The sequence below is a fragment of the Microbacterium lacticum genome, from assembly GCF_006716815.1.
Taxonomy (GTDB): domain Bacteria; phylum Actinomycetota; class Actinomycetes; order Actinomycetales; family Microbacteriaceae; genus Microbacterium; species Microbacterium lacticum.
The window spans coordinates 196,259-210,855 of record NZ_VFPS01000002.1 but is presented as its reverse complement, the minus strand read 5'-3'; the positions used below and the strand labels follow the sequence as shown (position 1 = coordinate 210,855).

General features: G+C 66.9%; 13 protein-coding genes. 4 read left to right on the top strand and 9 right to left on the bottom strand.

Annotation, left to right across the window (positions count from 1 at the left end; all coding sequences use genetic code 11):
• Position 1: 1 nt before the first annotated feature.
• The 4 genes from FHX68_RS06720 to FHX68_RS06705 all read right to left on the bottom strand — a co-directional run bounded on the left by FHX68_RS06720 (position 2) and on the right by FHX68_RS06705 (position 3,018).
• Positions 2–976: an IS481 family transposase gene (locus FHX68_RS06720; RefSeq protein ID WP_141920038.1), complete on the bottom strand. Its 975-nt coding sequence runs from the start codon at positions 974–976 to the stop codon at positions 2–4.
• Positions 977–1,084: 108 nt separating this feature from the next.
• Positions 1,085–2,041 carry an AAA family ATPase gene (locus FHX68_RS06715; protein ID WP_031273379.1) on the bottom strand — a complete coding sequence of 319 codons (957 nt, stop codon included), beginning with the start codon at positions 2,039–2,041 and terminating at the stop codon, positions 1,085–1,087.
• 177 nt (positions 2,042–2,218) lie between these two features.
• Positions 2,219–2,611: a recombinase family protein gene (locus tag FHX68_RS06710; protein WP_141381423.1), complete on the bottom strand. Its 393-nt coding sequence runs from the start codon at positions 2,609–2,611 to the stop codon at positions 2,219–2,221.
• On the bottom strand, positions 2,608–3,018 hold the full coding sequence (locus FHX68_RS06705) for a hypothetical protein (RefSeq protein WP_141381424.1): 411 nt from the start codon (positions 3,016–3,018) through the stop codon (positions 2,608–2,610). The genes FHX68_RS06710 and FHX68_RS06705 overlap by 4 nt, the downstream gene beginning before the upstream one ends.
• A 258-nt stretch (positions 3,019–3,276) precedes the next feature.
• Here FHX68_RS06705 and FHX68_RS06700 point away from each other — a divergent pair, with 258 nt between their 5' ends.
• Positions 3,277–4,245, top strand: coding sequence for a DNA-processing protein DprA (locus FHX68_RS06700; RefSeq protein WP_229661646.1), 969 nt, complete (start codon positions 3,277–3,279; stop codon positions 4,243–4,245).
• 14 nt (positions 4,246–4,259) lie between these two features.
• On the opposite strand, the gene mobF is transcribed toward FHX68_RS06700, so the two are convergent.
• Positions 4,260–7,823, bottom strand: a complete 3,564-nt coding sequence (mobF, locus tag FHX68_RS06695) for a MobF family relaxase (protein ID WP_141381425.1) — start codon at positions 7,821–7,823, stop codon at positions 4,260–4,262.
• Positions 7,824–8,031: 208 nt separating this feature from the next.
• Between mobF and FHX68_RS06690 the strand changes: the two genes are divergently transcribed.
• Both FHX68_RS06690 and FHX68_RS06685 read left to right on the top strand, forming a co-directional pair.
• Entirely contained in the window at positions 8,032–8,364 is a 333-nt protein-coding gene (locus FHX68_RS06690) for an ArsR/SmtB family transcription factor (RefSeq protein ID WP_141268452.1), read from the top strand.
• Positions 8,365–8,404: 40 nt separating this feature from the next.
• On the top strand, positions 8,405–9,115 hold the full coding sequence (locus FHX68_RS06685; RefSeq protein ID WP_141268450.1) for an NAD(P)H-dependent oxidoreductase: 711 nt from the start codon (positions 8,405–8,407) through the stop codon (positions 9,113–9,115).
• 146 nt (positions 9,116–9,261) lie between these two features.
• Here FHX68_RS06685 and FHX68_RS06680 read toward each other — a convergent pair whose 3' ends face one another.
• On the bottom strand, positions 9,262–10,092 hold the full coding sequence (locus FHX68_RS06680) for a helix-turn-helix transcriptional regulator (protein WP_141268448.1): 831 nt from the start codon (positions 10,090–10,092) through the stop codon (positions 9,262–9,264).
• Positions 10,093–10,197: 105 nt separating this feature from the next.
• Here FHX68_RS06680 and FHX68_RS06675 point away from each other — a divergent pair, with 105 nt between their 5' ends.
• Positions 10,198–11,721 carry an MFS transporter gene (locus FHX68_RS06675; protein WP_211345067.1) on the top strand — a complete coding sequence of 508 codons (1,524 nt, stop codon included), beginning with the start codon at positions 10,198–10,200 and terminating at the stop codon, positions 11,719–11,721.
• A gap of 16 nt (positions 11,722–11,737) precedes the next feature.
• Here the strand turns inward: FHX68_RS06675 and FHX68_RS06670 are convergent, their stop codons facing one another.
• From FHX68_RS06670 to FHX68_RS06660, 3 genes are all read right to left on the bottom strand, one after another.
• Positions 11,738–12,763, bottom strand: a complete 1,026-nt coding sequence (locus FHX68_RS06670; RefSeq protein WP_141920125.1) for a DDE-type integrase/transposase/recombinase — start codon at positions 12,761–12,763, stop codon at positions 11,738–11,740.
• Positions 12,760–13,191 carry a hypothetical protein gene (locus tag FHX68_RS06665; RefSeq protein WP_141381664.1) on the bottom strand — a complete coding sequence of 144 codons (432 nt, stop codon included), beginning with the start codon at positions 13,189–13,191 and terminating at the stop codon, positions 12,760–12,762. The genes FHX68_RS06670 and FHX68_RS06665 overlap by 4 nt, the downstream gene beginning before the upstream one ends.
• 202 nt (positions 13,192–13,393) lie before the next feature.
• Positions 13,394–14,560, bottom strand: coding sequence for an MFS transporter (locus FHX68_RS06660; RefSeq protein WP_141381595.1), 1,167 nt, complete (start codon positions 14,558–14,560; stop codon positions 13,394–13,396).
• Positions 14,561–14,597 lie beyond the last annotated feature (37 nt).

Below are 14,597 nucleotides of genomic sequence, written 5' to 3'. Positions count from 1 at the left end.
CCTAGGTGTACTGACCTCGACCGTTGTTGATTCGGTCGATGGGGGTTTTGCCTCCGATGCCGAGGTGGTGCCTGTCTAGGTTGTAGTAGTCGAGCCAGGTCGTCAACCCTGCTTTTCGGTCGTCGTTCGAGCTCCAGGGGCGGGCGTAGGCCCACTCGGTGGCGAGGGTGCGGTTGAGGCGTTCGACTTTCCCGTTGGTCCAGGGGCAGTGCGGTTTGATGAACCGCTGTCGGATGCCGTGCGCGTCGACCACGGCCTTGAACGCGGCCGAGTGGCGGTAAGCGAACGCGTTGTCGCTGATGACGCGTTCGACTGTGACGCCGAGGCGCGCGTAGAACGCGATCGCGCGGTCGAGGACGCCCGCCGCGGTGGTGCCTTTCTCGTCGTCGTGGATCTCCGCGTAAGCAACTCGGGAATGGTCGTCGATGACGGTGTGCACGTAGTCGTAACCCAGGCCCCGCTTGCGCGCAGGACGTTGCCCGCGGCCATGCAGACGCCATCCGCCGCCGTCGGGGATACGGCCGAGTTTCTTCACATCAACGTGGATCAGGGACCCGGGATGATCATGCTCGTAACGCTGCGCGGATCGGCGGGTCGCGCGGATCACGGACCCCGTGACCGGGTCCAGCTCCCGCAGCAACGGCACGTGGTGGCGGCGCAACACCCTACCGACCGTTGAGGCCTGCAAGCCGAGCTTGTCAGCGATGAACACCGGCCCACGCCGAGTGAGGTGCCGCATGATCCGCACCCTCGCCTCCACGCACGCTTTGGTCTGGCGAGGGTGGGAGCGGGCGACGCTGGAACGATCGATCAGGCCCGCCGGGCCGCACTCCCGGAACCTGCGCCACCACCGCCACGCGGTCGTGCGGGAGATCCCCATTTCCGCGGCAACATGCGCGACCGCACGCCCCGACTGGATGCGCTGAACCATGATCAACCGGCCGGCCGGAGTCAGCCGGGCATTAGCGTGAGACAAGAGAGACCTCCGTGCGTTTGAGCTGAAGAACTTAGACAGCTCCAACTCGACCCCGGAGGTCTCTCCTACGTCAACAACGATCTGGGTCAGTACACCTAGGCTCCGCGGTCACCCCGTTGCCTGACCGCGCCGATGCTCAAGTCGCTCCTGGACTATCCGACGGAGATTGTTTTCCGGGAGCTCCAGAATTGCGCGGCGACGAACATCGAGGGCGAACTCTTCCAACTCCGCGTAGCTCGCTCCGGCGAGCTTATCTGCCAGCGTGCGGGGGGCGAATCCGAGGTCGCCGCCAAGACGAGCAGCGAGTCGTTCAAGAAACTGCGTTGCTTGGGTGCGGCTAGGCGCGTCGAGTTCAGCACGAATCTGGAATCGACGCCATGCCGCGCGATCAAGCAATTCGCTGTGGTTAGTAGCACCGATGAAGATCACGTGCGCCGGGAGACGGTCGACTTGGAGCAGCAATGTGGAGACAACTCGTTTGATCTCTCCGGTCTCGTGCTCGTCCGACCGCTCCTTGGCGATGGTGTCGAGCTCGTCGAAGAACAGAACGCATCGACGAGTGCGGGCGAACTCGAACGCGTTGTCGAGCCTCGCGGCAGTCTCTCCGAGGAAGCTCGAAACGACGCCTTCGTACCGGACGACGTAGAACGGAAGCATAAGCTCGGCAGCGATGGCCTCAGCGACGCTGGTCTTGCCGTTGCCGGGAGGTCCGGACAGCAGTAGACGGTTACGTGGCTCGATCCCGTAGCTGCGCAGCAGTTCGGCACGCTTCTGTTCCTCAACGAGTTCCGTCAAGACTCGGTGCGGCACCTGCGCCAGCTCGATATCGCTCAGACGACGGCTCGGAACGATCTCCTGTACCAAGTCGCGGATCGCCGCCGAGTGGTCGTCGCGCACGTGGCTCTGGCCGGTCGTCGTGATGAGCTCCGAGAGGCGGTCGGCAACCAAGTGGTGCTGATTGGCACGCTCCTCAGCGATGACCGACTCGACTAGCACCCGGAAGCGGTCTCGATCACCCCGGCGCTCCGCTTCGACAAGGTCTAGGAGTAGGTCTGCTCGCGCCATGTCCTGCCTCCCCAATCTCGTGCCAGCATCCGTGGCTCTCAGTCTATCGTGGACGGCTCTGAGGCTACCGATCCACGCCGACATCAGGACGCGGTGCGGCCTTGCCCACTTCGTCCTGCTTCGAACTGACGACGGGAAGTGCGAACCTCCCACCTCCGAGCACGAACTTGCGTGTACTCAGTCCTCCCGGGATGAGTCGCCGACGAGTCGGGTGTCGGTCTCGACGTAGGCCTGCATGACACCGACCAGAAGTCCGTCGCGCTGGCTCGTCGCGCGCTCCTTTGCGACGTGGATCTCGACTCCGGCGTCGTGGAGTCGCTGCACGGTGGTGAGGTGGTCGGTGGTCCTCGTGCCGAGGCGGGCGAGGTCGTTGACGATCACCGCGTCCACGCTGTCGCTCTGGGTGGCTTCGAGGAGGTCGGCGAGTCCGTCGCCGGTGCGGCCGATGTTCGTGAAGGTGTCCGTGATCGTCAGGCCGTGCTCGCGGGCGTACGTGCGGCACTCGGCTTCCTGGCTCTCCAGCCAGCTCGGGTTCTGGGTTGCGCTTCGGCGATAGGTGACGGCGGTCATGATGCTGCTCCCGCCATCACGGGGACCGGCTCGTTCTCCACCTGTACTGCGCGGGCTGCCTTGCGGTGCTCGGCGTGCTCGTGCAGGCGGGCGCGGGCGAGGTGGATGAGGCTGATGGGTCCGAGCCAGAACATCTTGCAGGTGTTGTACGCGCACAGCAGCACGACCAAGTGGAGCCAGCCCCAGCCGGGGCCGGCCTGCGCGATGAAGTCCGTGAGGATCTTGATGGCCAGGAGGTAGGGGGCGGCGAGCAGCATCGCGGGCACGCCCCATTTGAGGCCGCGGCGGGTCGTCACGGCGTCTCGGATCTGGTTCGTTGGCAGGAACCGGCGTACCGGGGTGAGGGCTTCGGCGGTGCGCTTGCTCCGTCGCCAGTGGCGGCGGACCGGGGCTGAGGTGGGGAACATTGCGGGCCTCCATTCAACACGTCGAACACTGTCGAGAAGCGGCGTGTTGGTGGTGGCCCCAGGAAGGGGCGGCCCCGAAGAGCCCTACAGATGGGAAGCTCCGCTTCACCTTCCACGATACGCCGGACCTCCGACGAACGGAACCCTGCATTGTCGTGCTGCGGTGCACCTGATTGGTAGTGCCCGCAAGAAGTGGAAGGACACCCGATCATGGCTTCACTGGCCGATTACGCCCCCGATGACCGCACCGCCCGCGTCATGCTGTCGATCGTCGCCGAACCAGGCGACGCGAGAGTGGGGCGGCTGCTGAACCGAGTCGGTGGCGTCGAAACGATCCGGCTGCTCGACACCGACACGGCGATGCCCGAGCTGCGGCGCGAGGATGCCGAGGTGCTCCGGCACCGGGTACGGCTGGCATCCGACGGTGCGGACTTCGATGAGCTGATGCCGCGCCTGCTCGATGGCAGGTACACGCCCTTGATCCCCGGCGACCTGGATTGGCCGGCCGGCCTGGTCGATCTGGGTGAGCGCGCCCCTTACGTGCTGTGGGCCGAGGGCGCGACCTCGTTGCTGTCGCGGCCGGTCTCTGATCTGGTCACGATCACCGGCTCCCGCGCCTCGACCTCCTATGGCGACCTCGTGGCCGGGGAGATCGCGGCAGGTCTCGCCGAGGAGGACAAGGTGATCGTCGCCGGTGGTGCGTATGGGATTGAGGCGGCGGCGCATCGCGCCGCTCTGAGCACGGGTGGGAGCACGATCGCGGTGCTGGCGGGAGGGATCGACCGGAACTATCCGCGCGGCAACACTGAGCTGCTGGACACGATCCGCGCTGTCGGGGCGGTGGTCTCGGAGCAGCCGCCCGGTGCCGCACCGACGCGCTCCCGTTTCCTGGCCCGTTCCCGGGTGCTCGCGGCGTTGTCTGCGGCGACGATCGTGCCCGAGGCTGGGGCGCGCTCGGGTGCGCTCGTCACGACCGAGCACGCGCTCCGCCTGGGCCGCGGCGTGGGTGCGGTGCCCGGACCGGTTACGAGCGCTGCGAGCACGGGACCGCACATGCTGATCCAAGACCGCCACGCCACGCTCGTCACCAGTGCACTGGATGCGCAGGCCTTGATGGACCGCCCCGGCTCGCCGCAGAGCCGACCGGCGGGCCGGACGGCCACGGGATCGAGCTTGGACCTCGAACAGGCGCGGGCCGAGCGCGACGAACCGGGCCGCCGTCTGTAGCTCCGCCTGCACTTTCAGAGGGTGCGGCCCTGCCGGGTCTCGATGGTGAGGTCCGGCTGCTCGGTGTCCGGGGTCTGCTGGCTGAGCTGCTTCGCCCGCTTCAGGGCGGTCTCGGCGCGGGCGGCGTCGATCTTCTGCGCATCCGATCCCGCGATCGTTCCGAGCGGGGTGTCGTCGGTGATCTGGTAGCGGTCCCGGTACGCCGCGACCACCTGCCCGAACCGCCGCCACGCCCCCGCCGTCTTCACATCCGCAGGTGTCCTCCCGAGCGCGCTCGTCCACGGCGCTCCCTCGTCCAAGTCCTGGGTGAGGACGGCGCTGGCGCGTTGCTCGATGAACTGCTGTCGCTCGGTGAGGGCCTGGTGCATCTCCGGGTCGGTGACCCCGGCGGCGTACGGGATGAGGCCTGCGATGAGCCGTGGCGCCTGCCGGGTGCGGCCGGAACCGGCGGGGCGGGCAGTGGCCCGGGCAAGGCGATGGTGGAGGACGGAGGCGATGTCGTCGGCATCCTCGAAGCCCCGTGCTCGCACCAGGCGCGGGAGGAGGTCGTCGAGGTCGTGGTGATTCGCCTCCGCCCGCCGGAACTCCGCCGACAACGCACGATAAGCATCAGAGCCGAGCACCACATCGACCTGCCCCTCAGTGAGGCCCGAGGTTTCCAGGAGAGCCGCCCAGCGGTCGTGCTGGCCGGCCTGGGCGATGGTCTCGTACTCCGCGGCGAGCTGACCGATCGACCCCCACCGGTCCTGCTCGACCGTGATCGTCTCGTGCGCCGACAGCTCAGCCCCGACGTGTTGGAGGACCCCGTAGAGCACGCTCCGCGCTGTGGCGTCGGGGTTGTCGGACGGGTGCGGGGCGACATGGGCATCGTCGGCGGTGTCGGTGGCGACGTAGGCGTGGTTCCCGTGCCGGCCCCGGGTCATCGCGACGTAGAAGTTCTCCCGCGTCGTCGTCGCCGTCACCACCGCGTGCGCGGTATCGACCGTGATCCCTTGGGCGCGATGACCGGTGATCGCGTACCCGAGCTCGACCTGCTCCGCCACATACGCGGCGGGCAGCACCATCGCGCCGCCGAAGCGACGCCCCTCAGGGCGGACGGTGATCGACCCGTCCTCGCTGACGGCGGTGACCGTCCACCGGTCGCCGTTGCGCACCCACGATCTCCCGTTCTTCGACCGCAGCCGCCGGTCGTTCTCACGGGTGATGACCCGATCACCCTTTGACGCGCTCAGCCCGTCATGAAGGGTGACTTCGCGGCCGGGGGTGATGGCGCCATCGAGGATGAGATCGGCGCGGGCACGCTCGTTGAGCTGGGTCACCGTCTCCCACGCCTCCGCGACCAGGATCGACGCCCGCCCAGCCTGCACATCTGCCCGCCACGCGGCGTAGGCGGCGTCAACCATCGCATCCTGCTCACCGCCCCGCACTCGTTCGTGTTCGATGAGGGTGTCGATCGCGGTGGTGCGGCCGTGGCGCAGATTCAAGGAGTTGGCCTTCTCCCACCGGGCGGAGAACCGGTGCACGTCGGTCAGTTCGGGGGCGTCGTCGCGGTCGTGCACGAGCATCCCGAACGCCCCGCCCGCATCTACCGCCTGCAACTGCGACCAGTCGCCCACCAGCAGCACTTTCGCGCCGGCGTGTTCGGCGAGGCCGGTGATGCGGTCGAGGGAGCCGGTGCCGGCGAGGGAGGCTTCATCGACGATGACCAGCTGATCCTTCGCGAAGGTGTCACCGTGGACGAGGTGCATCTGCCACCAACGGGCCGTGTTCTCAGCCTCGACCCCCAACTCCTCGCCAAGCACCTGCGCCGCGGCCGCTGACGGGGCGAGCCCAACCACAGAGCCCTGGCCGTGCTGCTGCTCCCAGGCCCGTTTCAGGGCGTTCATTGCCGTCGTCTTGCCCGCACCGGCCGGGCCGACCAGCACGTCTACAACGCGGCCGGAGACGGCGATTCGCTGGAGCGCTTCGGACTGATCCTGCCCGAGGCGGCGCCCTTCCAGATCCGGCTTGCTGGTGATCTTCTCGACGTTCGCGAACTCGACGGTCGGGCCGATGGTGGCGTGGGAGCGGTCGAGGAGACGGTCTTCGGCGGCCAGCAACTCCTCCGTCGAGAACAAGACGGCGGCCGGATGGCGGAACCGGCTCGACCCGTCCGCGCGGCGGAACAGCAACGGGCTCGACGCCAGCTCCGGAGGCGTGAGCCGGAGCGATGCCTGTTCAGCGGCATCGGTCACCATCCCCGCGATCGCCTCCCGATCCTCCGCCGTCGCGAACCGGACACCCATGAGCTGCCGGGAGGCCTCGGCGTGGAGGTTCCAGCGCCGCCACGTCGACCGCTTCTCACCCACCACCTCGACCACCGAGCGGCCGAGATCGGCGATCGTGTCCAGCGGCACGTCATCGGCCCGCAGCAGGACAGTCTTCTCCGCGGTCGTGGTGACGGTGCGGGCCCACCCGGTCGCGTCCTCACCCAGCAGGGTGCTGGCGCGGTGCCGCCAGTCAGTGGTGAGATCGGCGAGCGAATGCACCTGCTTCGCCGGCCGCGTCGCAAGCGTCGCCTGCGCCCGCAACTTCAACACCGTCCTCGCCGAGGGCTCGCGGCCATGCCTGGCCTTGTAGGCGTCGATCAGGCGGGTCTTCTCCTGTTCGATCTGCCGGGTACGCGAGGAGAACTCCGCCACCAGCTCTTCCGGCACCGGCGCGAGCTCCCACGCCGGGTTCCGATCCCGGCCCCGCTCCCTGGCCTCCCACTCGATGCCGAACGTCCCGGTGATCCGGTCCGCCAACGTCGCGTTGTACAGCTCGGACAAAGCGACGACCGAGGCATGGACCGGCCGACCGGCCAGCGTCCGCCACTTCTGGTCCTGCACCGTCAGCACCTTGTTGCTCACGACGACGTGCGTGTGCAACTGGGGATCGCCGCTGCGTGAGTCGTAGTGGTCGAATGCCGTTGCGAGGACCCCGGCGACATCGGCGAAGGCGACCGCACCCTCCGGGCCGGCGGCGCCGACGCGGGTGGTCGCAACCTCTCGTTCGAGGAATGCAACCACCTCTGCAACTGCCTGGTGATGCGCGTCCGCGATCAACGATTGCGTGCCCGCATCCGTAACACCCCACAACGCCGACAGCGACTTCGGCACCGAGAAGGTCAGGTCGTAGCCGGCGACCGCACGTCGGGTGCCGCGCTCGGCCTCCTCCGCCTCGATGGCAGCGACCTGCTCGGCGCGGGTCACGGGTCCGAGTTCTGGGTCGAGGTCGGTGACGCGTTTGTCGACGCGTTCCTGGACGCTCGTGTACTGCCGGTACGCCTCACCCAACGCCTCACCGGTGATCGGGTCGCGGCCCATCCCGACCAAGAGCTGGAGCTGCGCTTCCGAGACCCGCCCACCTTCGGTGAGCTCCCCGGCGCCGAGGTACGGCAGACCCGACCCCATCCAGAACCCGGGAGGAGTTCCCTCTTCCGTGTAATACCTGGTGAGCGGGGTCGAGAGATCCCTGTCGCCATCACCGGCAGCGACTGTGCGCAGCAGGTACTCATAGCCGTCGCCCGCGCTCATCACCCGCATCGAAACCGTCATACCGACGAGGTGAACGACACAGCCACGGATCGCGACGCTACCTACATCCGCATCGGGTGCTCGGCTCCGGGTAGCAGCAAGGTGACCGGGCGTTTTGGGCGGCGTGGCGCGGGAGCTCTCCGACTCGTTGCCGAGCAGGTCAGCAGCATCCCAACAGGAGGTCTATCGACATATAGTGGATTGTAGATTTGTGAGGAGGTCACACACTGTGGTCAACGACGCGGAGCTGTCAGCCGATCGGCTGCTTGACGCACTCAAGGCTCTGGCGAACCCGGTGCGGCTGCAGATCATGGAGTGGCTGCGCGACCCGGATGGGGAGTTCTCCGACTACGAGCCCATCGCCGACCGTGACAAGGTCGGCGCCTGCGTCAGTCATATTCACGCGAAGAGCGGCCTGGCGCAGTCGACGGTCTCCTCCTACATGGCAACCCTGGAGCGTGCGGGTCTGGTCCGCTCCACGCGAGTGGGCAAGTGGACCCACTACCAGCGCAACGAAGCACTGATGCGTCAGATCGGCGAGGCTCTCGCGGGAGATCACTAGCTCAGATCGACATATCGCAATTATTCGATACGATGGGTGCATGAGCACTCACCTCGACCGCCGTCCGACGGCCCTCATCGTCCATGCCCACCCCGAGCCCACCTCCTTCAACACTGCGCAGTCACAGATTGCCCGGGAGGCTCTGGAAGCCCAGGGTTACTCCGTGGAGTTCATCGACCTCTACGCAGCCCAGTGGAACCCTGTGCTGGATCGCGGCGAGTTCGCCCCGTTCGAGGGCGCCTTCAAGCCGCAGCGCGAACAGCGCCACGCCGTCGATACCGGCACCCTTGCCCCGGACGTTCGCGCTGACCTCGATGCGCTGCTGCGGGCAGACCTGCTGGTGCTGTCCTTCCCGCTGTGGTGGTTCTCCGTACCTGCGATCTTGAAGGGCTGGCTCGATCGGGTCTTCGTCATGGGGGCCGTCTTCGGTGGAGAGTTCGGACTCTACGAACAGGCCGCGATGACAGGCCGACGCGCCGTGATCCTTGCAACGACAGGCGGTTCACCAGGCTCATTCGAGCCCGAGGGCACCTTCGGCGACATCGACGGATTCCTCTTCCACATCAATCGCGGCATGCTGGAGTTCGTTGGCTACGACGCCCTCCAACCGATCATCACCTACGGTCCCGCCCATCTCGACGCAGCCGCCCGCACTGCCGCACTGGAGGCGGTGCGTGATGCCTTCATCGACATCGACACACGTGCTCTCGCGACCTCCGCACGATCCCTCGCCACCGCCAATTCGCGCTGACGGCCGCAGCTGGCCCGCAGCTGGCCCGCAGTGCGTCGGGATCACACCCAGCAGGTACCGAAAGCCTGCGCTAGACACCAGGCGGCGTTCCGGTTTCGGCGTGGACGCATGTAGTCGCCGCGACGAGTGGGCCTGACTCGGAACTCCTACAAGAGCTTTATGGCGTCGCGGGAGGGGTCGTTGCAGGGCGTGTAGATCTCGAGCCGGTGGTCGGGGCTGTCGGGTTGAAGCCAGACCTGATAGTCGACCTCGATGCCGCCGATCGTGGGGTGCTGCAGGTGCATCGGCCCGCTGGTGCAGTCGGCGACCTCGCCGGCGGCCCAGAGCTTCGCGAACTCGGCACTGTGCATCGTGAGCTCGCCGATGAGTTCGGCGAGTTTCGCGTCGTCTGGGTAGCGGCCCGAGGTCAGCCGCAGGTAGCCGATGTGGATGCGCGCGAGTTCGTCCCAGTTGCGGTAGAGGTCGCGGTGCAGGGGGTCGAGGAAGAACATCCGCGGGATCGAGGGCCGAGACTCCGCGCTACTGGGGGCGTCGTGGTCGAGGTGTTCGGCGATCAGGGCGTGACCGGTGCGGTTCCACGCGAGCACGTCGCCGCGTCTGCCGAGCACGATCGCGGGCACGCTCTCACCGAGCGAGTCCAGCAGTGCCGACACCCTGGGGGCGAGGACTTCGGGTTCTGGCTGGGTAAGTCGGGAGAGCCCAGAACGATGAGCGAGGTTGTGCAGGTGCGCGGTCTCGGCGGTGTCGAGGCGCAGTACGCGGGCCAGCGCGTCGAGTACCTGCGGTGAGGCGGTGCCGGACTGGTCCTGTTCCAGCCTCGTGTAGTAGCCGACGCTGACGCCAGCAAGCTGGGCCAACTCTTCGCGGCGCAGGCCCGGCACCCGCCGCACCGTGCCGTAGGAGTGCAGGCCGGCGTCGTCGGGAGTGACGCGGTCGCGGCGCGTTTTCAGGAACACGCCCAGGGTCTCGGTCTGCATGCGACCCATCGTAGTTCTGCCGACTCTTCGCGTGCCTGCACCTGTCAGGGGTACCCACGACACAGGGATGGCTGTGCTGGATGAGTGCGGCTGAGGATCGGAGGCGTGAACGAACAGACTCATAGCTCAACCCCGAACGCCTCCCTCTCGTCGCCACCGGATCAGGTGCGGGCTGGCCGTCGCGCATGGCTGGGCCTGCTGGTCGTGCTCGGTCCGGTGCTGTTGGTGTCGATGGACGGATCGATCCTGTTCCTGACGATGCCGACCATCACCCACGCGCTGGCACCGACCGCGGATCAGGCGCTGTGGATTCTCGACATCTACGGCTTCGCGGTCGGGTCGCTACTGATCGCGTTCGGGAACCTGGGCGACCGGTTCGGCAGGCTCAAACTCCTCATGATCGGGGCCACTGTCTTCGGCCTTGGATCGGCTGGGGCCGCGTTCTCGACCTCACCGGAATGGCTTATCGGATTCCGCGCGCTCATGGGCCTCGGCGGTGCGACGCTCCTCCCGTCCGGGCTCGCGGTGCTCAGCGAGCTGTTCGAGAACCCCCGCCAGCAGTCGCAGGCCATCGGCATCTTTGCGGCGACCTTCGCCACCGGCTTCGCGATCGGCCCGGTCATCGGCGGGCTACTGCTGTCCCGCTTCGACTGGGGGTCGGTGTTCCTCATCAACCTGCCCGTCGTCGTCATCTTCCTCGCCGCAGCGCCGTTCGTGCTCCGCGAAGTGCGAGCCACCCGCCCCGGCCGGGTCGACCTGCTCAGCATCGTGCTCTCCGCAGCGGGACTGCTGGCTGCCGTGTACGCGATCAAAGAGCTCGCCGCCTACGGCCCGTCTTGGCCTGTACTCGGCTTCGGAGTCGCTGGAGTGCTGCTGACGACCTGGTTCATCCTCAGACAGCGGAAACTCGAATACCCGCTCGTGGACGTCACCCTTTTCCGGGAGAAGGTCTTCACTGTCGCGATCATCACCGGTGTGCTCTCGCTGTTCGCGTGGTCGGCAGCCGCGTATCTCACCGGCATCTACCTCCAATCGGTGCTCGGCCTGCCCGTGCTGACCGCGGCGCTGCTCGCCCTGCCCGGTGCGATCGTCCTCACGACGGTCTGCATCCTCACGCCACGAATCGTCGAGCAGATTGGGCAGCGCGCCGCACTCGTGCTCTGCCACTTCTCGATGGCCGCAGGACTCGCCCTGCTCCTCCTCACCACCATCACCGGCGGGATCGGCTGGTTCATTGCCTCCACGGCCGTCGCGGGCGTCGGCTACGGCATCTCCTTCGCCCTCGTCGCCGACACCGCCGTCGCCGCCGTGCCAGCGAACCGGGCAGGATCGGCCGGCGCGATCGCGGAAACCTCCAACGAGATCGGCAACGCCCTCGGCATCGCCCTGCTCGGCTCCACCGCAGCACTCCTGTTCCGGCTCCTCGGCCCCGACCTCGCCCCGACACTGGACGAAACCCTCGACCTCGACCTGACCGCGGGCCTGGTCTCAGAAGCCAAGACCGCGTTCCTGACCGGCCTGCACATCGCGATGGGCATCGCGGCTGTGCTCTGCGCAGCCCTCGGCATCCTCGCCCTGCGATGGATACCCAAGACCGACGAGCGACATGAAGCAGGCGATGCTCGGTAGGTTCAGACGGGCTGTGTCAAGCTGCGTGGAGTCGCTCGGGCTCGGCTTTGGCATCGTCGGTCGGCTTGGGGAGGTTGATGCCGACGATGTCGGCGGGTGCGGGCGTGTGGGGCGGTCGACGGAATCGCTCGGGATGCTTGTCGTAGTACGCCTGCTGGGTCGCGTCGCGTCGGTTCCAGGCGTGGTGCCAGGTGCCGTCGTGGACCTCGTTCGGGCTGAACAGGGCGATGCCGGAGTGCTTGTGGTTCTGGTTGTACCAGGGGACGTACCACTCGACGTAGGCGCGCGCCTGTTCGATGGTCGCGAAGGTGCCGGGGTAGTTCGGCCGGTACTTCATTGTCCGGAACTCCGATTCGGAGAACGGGTTGTCGTTGCTCACCCGGGGCCGGTTGTGTGTCTGCGTGACGCCGAGCTCACTGAGGAAGTCCTTGAGCGCTCCGGAGCGCATCGCAGGGCCGGAGTCAGCGTGGACGGCGTCGGGTATCCCATGCCGACCGAACGCGTCCTCGAACATCTCGACGGCGAGGTCGTCGACTTCGCGTTCCTCGACGCGGCAGCCGACGAGCTTGCGGGAGAAGATATCGATGATCGAGTACGCCTTGAACGCGACGCCGCGCCACGGGGTGCGCAGGTCGGTGATGTCCCAGCTCCAGACCTGTCCCGGACCGGTCGCTTCCAGCACAGGCGCTTCTCGTGGTGGCCGGTCGCTGTTGCTGCGCCGGGTTGGGGCGACGGGGCGGGCGGACTGATCCTCGATCTCGGCCGCGATGCGCCACCACGAGCGGCGTGAGGCGAGCATCACCCCGTCATCCCACGCGGACGCGAACGAGTGATCGACCGCGTGCCCTTCGGCCCAGCCCGCCGTGATCCTGCCGGCGATGACGGCGCGGTCGGTCTCGCTGATGCGTGACGGGTATGCCCGCTCCTTCTGCGGGACGGGATCCGCGACGCGCTCCCGAGGACGCGTCCGGTAGTGCCATGTCGACCTCGCGACGCCGGCGATCTCGAGTGCGCGACGCTGCGACCCAACGGCCGCTGTCAACTGTCCGACGAGGTCGTTCTCGGCGTCGAGGAATCGGATGGATCGTTCGTCGGCTGGTTCACGGCGGGCTCTTGCTCGCTCATCTGATGCAAGAGCCCGATAGCTTTTCCCAGGGTCTCGATAGTCTGCTCGAGTTCACGCACGCGGGCTGTCAGCCGGGCGACCTCCGCCTCCTGCGCGGCGCGTTCACGGGCGCGTTGCCGCTCGATGCCGGTGCGCTTCTCTGGTGGGGTCACCACTCCACCTTCTCGCGGGATCAGTCCACGGTCGAGATCACCGTCGAACACCGCCGACCGCCACCGCCGGAGCCGGTCATACGAGACTCCCTGCTCCTCAAGCCAGAACGCCTTTTGTCCATACGGCTGGATCTCGTACCGATGCACGAACTCACGGATCTGCTCCGTCGAGAACCCCGGACTGATCGACATACCCGCCAACTCCCTCACTGATCATGAATGACTCACGACCAGCTTGGCGAAGAGGGAGAGCAGCAGAATCAGGCTCAGGTCGCCGCTACTTTTGCGACCGCACGGGGTTCCATTTTCGACGTACTGAGGTAGTGAATGCGGGTCTTGGTGCGCCCCGTCAGGGTTGCACCAAGACCCGCGTCGATGTTCAGTGGCTCGGAGGCTATGCCGGCACCGCGCTTGCCTTCTCGCGTGAACGACTCTGAGTCGCGAGCACGATTGCGGCGAGGATCGCCAGGACTGCCCCCGTCCACATTGCAACTCCAGGGTCGTCGTGGCCGAATGTACCCATCGTGGCGCTGCTGACGGCGGAGCCGAGGGCCACACCCGCGGAGATCACTGCTGTGTGGATCGTGCTCACCATCGTGCCAGCACCGCCGACTTCGGCCACGCGGGTCACGAGGGCGGGATTCATGGTGATGCCGACGAAGCCGACGATGATGACCATGACGAGCGTGAGCGGCTGAATGTAGTTGAACGCCGCCAACAGCACGAGGGCCACGAGCAGCAGGCCGTGACCGGTGCGCAGTACCGCGATCGCGTGCCGGTCGGCGAACTTCCCGACGATCATGTTGCCGATGTAGGCGCACACGCCGTAGACGAGCAGGATGATCGTCGTCGTGTTTGTGCTGAAGCCCGCGTTCTCCTCCAGCAACGGAGTGAAGAATGAGAACGAGGCGTAGGCGGCACCGATGGTGAGCAGGCTCACCAGGTAACGCGCCCAGAGTCTTGGCATGCGCAGGTTCCGCACATCCTGCGCTGCGGCGTCCTGAGTCGCGGCGCCGCGCTTGGGCAGGATCGCAAGACTTGCGAGGAACAGCACGAACGTGATGACGCCGAGGACGTAGAAGCTCGCCTGCCAATTCCAGAAGTTGGAGATGAAGTTCGACAAGGGCAGGCCCAGCACGGTGCCGACCATGATGCCGCCCAGCACGATCGAAACGGCCTCGCCGATCTTCTGCGGGCTCTCGGCTAGAGCCGCCCCGTAGGTGACCGAAAGCCCGAACGAGGCGCCGGCCAAGGCGCCGGTGATGACCCGGACGATCGCGACCCACCAAAACGCGTCGACCACAGGCACGAGCACCTGGGCGACGGCGTAGAGGGCGACGATCGTCAGCAGAGCTCCCTTGGGTGGGCTGTGTCGGAGGAACCAGGCGAACAGCGGGCCGCCGATCATCATGCCGGCGGCGTAGACCGAGACCAGCAGGCCGATCTGTCCAGTCGTCACGCCGAGGTCGGCGGACATGGCGGGCATCATGCCGGCCACTTGGAGCTCGCTCATGACCGTCACCATGATGGTGACCATGAGCAGGTAGAGGTACTTCTTCACAACGAACCTTTCTGGATTACTGAGTACAGAATGAAGG

Bases quoted from the DNA above. Each gene is read 5' to 3' on its own strand.
- FHX68_RS06700 (WP_229661646.1), top strand. From the start codon at position 3,277: ATGCTGTCGATCGTCGCCGAACCAGGCGACGCGAGAGTGGGGCGGCTG.
- FHX68_RS06705 (WP_141381424.1), bottom strand. From the start codon at position 3,018: ATGTTCCCCACCTCAGCCCCGGTCCGCCGCCACTGGCGACGGAGCAAG.
- FHX68_RS06715 (WP_031273379.1), bottom strand. From the start codon at position 2,041: ATGGCGCGAGCAGACCTACTCCTAGACCTTGTCGAAGCGGAGCGCCGG.
- FHX68_RS06665 (WP_141381664.1), bottom strand. From the start codon at position 13,191: ATGTCGATCAGTCCGGGGTTCTCGACGGAGCAGATCCGTGAGTTCGTG.
- FHX68_RS06710 (WP_141381423.1), bottom strand. From the start codon at position 2,611: ATGACCGCCGTCACCTATCGCCGAAGCGCAACCCAGAACCCGAGCTGG.
- mobF (WP_141381425.1), bottom strand. From the start codon at position 7,823: ATGACGGTTTCGATGCGGGTGATGAGCGCGGGCGACGGCTATGAGTAC.
- FHX68_RS06680 (WP_141268448.1), bottom strand. From the start codon at position 10,092: ATGCAGACCGAGACCCTGGGCGTGTTCCTGAAAACGCGCCGCGACCGC.
- FHX68_RS06685 (WP_141268450.1), top strand. From the start codon at position 8,405: ATGAGCACTCACCTCGACCGCCGTCCGACGGCCCTCATCGTCCATGCC.